The organism is Kitasatospora sp. NPDC059088, assembly GCF_042738155.1.
Classification (GTDB): domain Bacteria; phylum Actinomycetota; class Actinomycetes; order Streptomycetales; family Streptomycetaceae; genus Kitasatospora.
Genome location: NZ_JBHYGR010000274.1, coordinates 1 through 3188 on the forward strand (window position 1 = coordinate 1; position 3188 = coordinate 3188).

Here is a 3188-nt window from a genome sequence, read left to right on the forward strand (position 1 = left end):
GCCCCCCTGGTGTTTCTGATCCCGCGACCACCGAGATCTACTCTTGCTTTGTCGTCGGCAGCTTCAGTTGTGTATCCGCGACCGCCCGCAGTGACGTACGGACGGGCCCGCCGCCCCGGCGGAGTCGGCGGGCCCTTCGGCGTTCCCCGGCAGCGGCGGCCGGACCGGGCTCAGGCCTCGGTCAGCTCCCGGGCGCGCTTGACGTCGTCGGCCATCCGGTCCAGCAGCGCCTCGATGGAGTCGAACTTCTCCATCCCGCGCAGGTAGGCCAGGAAGTCCACGGCCACGTGCAGCCCGTACAGGTCCAGCCCGACCCGGTCGATGGCGTACGCCTCGACGGTACGGGCGGTGCCGTCGAAGGTCGGGTTGGTGCCGACCGAGATCGCCGCCGGCATCCGCTCGCCCGCGGCGGTCAGCCAGCCCGCGTACACGCCGTCGGCCGGGACGGCGCTGTGCGGCACGGTCTCCACGTTGGCGGTCGGGTAGCCGAGCTCGCGGCCGCGCTGCGCGCCGCGCACCACCACGCCCTCGACCCGGTGCGGGCGGCCGAGCACCTCGCCCGCGCCGGCCATGTCCCCGGTCTCGACCAGGCGGCGGGTCAGGCTGGAGGAGAACGGCTCGCCGTCCCCGGCGGTGCCGCACACCTGGAGGTCCACCACCTCGACCTGGAAGTCGTCCGCCCCGCCCAGCTCGGCGAGCAGCGCGACGTTCCCCGCGGCCCGGTGCCCGAAGCGGAAGTTGGGGCCCTCGATCACCACCCGGGCGTGCAGCGCGTCCACCAGCACCTGCCGGACGAAGGTCTCCGGGGACTCCTGGGAGAACTCGGTGGTGAACGGCAGCACCAGCACCGCGTCCACGCCGAGTTCGGCGATCAGCTCGGCCCGGCGCGGGTGCGGCGCGAGCAGCGGCGGGTGGCTGCCCGGGCGGATCACCTCGCGCGGGTGCGGGTCGAAGGTCACCACGACCGAGGGCAGGCCCAGTTCACGGGCCCGCTCGACGGCCCGCCCGATGATCAGCTGATGCCCGCGGTGCACCCCGTCGAACGAGCCGATGGTGACGACGCTGCGTCCCCAGTCACCGGGGATCTCCTCCAGGCCACGCCAGCGCTGCACCCGACTGCTCCTTGTTCCGTACGGTGCGTGCCCTCGGCACGCTCAAACGCTCACAACCGAACCCCTATAGCGTGCCATGCGCCTGCCCCGGCTCAGGCACCGGAAGGGGGGTTGGGCGCACCGGCGCACGGACGGCCCGCACGGCCGCGGTCCGCTCCGCCTCGGCGGCGGCGTACTGGGCGTCCCGGCCGGCCGCCACCAGGGCCCGCATCCGGGCCAGCCGGGGCCCGTCCGGGGCGGTCGGGGCGGCGTCGGACGGCCACCTGGCGAGCAGCCGGGCGAACGCCGCCGACCGCCCCGCGCACCGCACCAGCAGCTCGTCCGCGCCCGCCAGCCCCGGCACCGCCCGGGCCAGCACGGCGCGCGCCCGGGCCGGGTTCTCGGCCGCGCAGTGCTCGGCGAGGCGCTCCACGGCCGCGGTGAGCACCGCCCGGTCGGCCTCGGTGGCGAGCAGGGTGTCCAGCAGCTCGCAGCGCAGCGCGTCCGCCGCCGGGTCGGCCACCGGGACGGACAGCGCCTCGGCGAAGGGCGTGCGGACCGCCGCCGCGGGGGCGGCCAGGACGCCGCCGAGCAGCACCCGCAGCTCCAGCCGGGCGGCCGGCCCGTCGATCGCGGCCCGCCCCAGCCGACGGCCGAGGTAGTCGACGGCGACCGGCCCGGCCAGCGCCGGGTGGCGGCGCAGCAGCCGGGCGGCCAGGTCGGCGCTGCGCCGGGCGGCCACCGGGGCGCGGGCGTCGGCCAGCACCCGCAGGGTCTCGGCGGGGGCCGCGCCGGGCGCCGCCAGGGCGTCGGCGAGTGCGGCCAGCACGGGCTCCGGGTCGCTCTCCAGGGCCGGGGCGAGGGCGCGCGGGGTCAGGAAGGCGTCGCCGCCCGCGCGGTGCAGGGCGAGTGCGGCGTCCAGGTGCCCGGCCCTGGTCACCGGGTCGGCGACCAGCAGGGCCAGCGCGGCGCCGTGCAGGGCCGGTTCGTCCTCGCGGGCGAGCAGGGTCAGCGCGGCGAAGCGCAGCAGTTCGGTGCCGGCCCCGCTCGCGTACGGGGCGGTCCGCAGCGCGTGGACGGCGGCAGCGACGTGCCGTTCGGGCCGGCGGTCGTGGCTCCAGCGGTCCACCGCGCGGCAGAGCGCGGACGGCTCCTCGGCGGCGAGCACGGTGAGCAGCGCGTCCGCCCGCGGGTGCGCGGCGTCGGCCAGCGCGTCCGCCAACTCGTCCAGGGCGGACCGGCGGTGGGCGTGCAGCAGGTCGTGGGCGAGGTCCGCCACCGTACGGCCCGGGCGGCCCGGCAGACCGGCCGGGTCGTCGAACCAGGCGCAGAGCAGCGGGAACACCGCGACCGGGTCGGCGCGCAGCCGGTCGGCCGCAGCCGCGAGGAACTGCTGCCCGGGGCCGTCGGCGGCCACCAGGCGGCGCAGCAGGGCGAGTTCGGCCTCGACGGGCAGGCCGAGACCGGTCCAGAACGCGGGGTCGAAGCGGTTCAGCCCGTCGACCGCCTGCCAGCCGCCCGCGGTGGCCGCCCGTTCGGCCGTCCGGCGGGCCAACTGGTCGAGCAGCGCGAGGTGTTCGGTCGGGTCGGGGCTGGCGGCGAGTCCGGCGGTGAGCAACCGGGCCGCCCACCAGGCGGGTTCGCTGCCGGGCGGGCGCAGGTCCAGCGCGCGCCAGATCCGGTGCAGCCACGGGTCCAGGGCGGTCGCGCCCCAGGTCTCGGCGACCCGGCGCAGCGCGGCGGTCACCGGGCCGATCCGGTGGCGAGGAACGCCCGGCCCGGGCCCCTCCGGCCCGGGCGGGGTGTCCTCGGCCTCGCCGAGCAGCATCCGCAGCGCCGCGTCCAGGTCCAGGTGCCGGCCCTGCAGCCAGTCGGCGAACTCCCCGTGGGCGAAGCGGAAGCCGGGCCCGGCGGGGACGAACAGCCCCTCGGCGAGCACCGCCGTGGCCCAGCCGCCGTCGACCGGGAACAGCTCCTGGAAGGCCTCCCGGCCGAGCGCGCCCGGCTCCTCCCCGAGCATCCGCCGGGCCGCCTCGTGCACCCGCCCGGCCACCGCCGCCGCCAGCCGGCGCACCCGGCCCCGGCGCGGCCCGGCGG

At 78.2% G+C, this 3188-nt stretch carries 1 protein-coding gene and 1 pseudogene; both read right to left on the minus strand.

The genetic code is table 11. The features are described 5' to 3' along the window. Positions 1-170: 170 nt before the first annotated feature. Positions 171-1112 (minus strand): bifunctional riboflavin kinase/FAD synthetase, encoded by a 942-nt coding sequence (locus tag ACFWXO_RS45195; RefSeq protein ID WP_380533059.1) that lies wholly within the window; start codon positions 1110-1112, stop codon positions 171-173. Between the two features lie 64 nt (positions 1113-1176). Beyond that, a pseudogene (locus ACFWXO_RS45200) lies at positions 1177-3188 on the minus strand (serine protease); the annotation flags it as partial.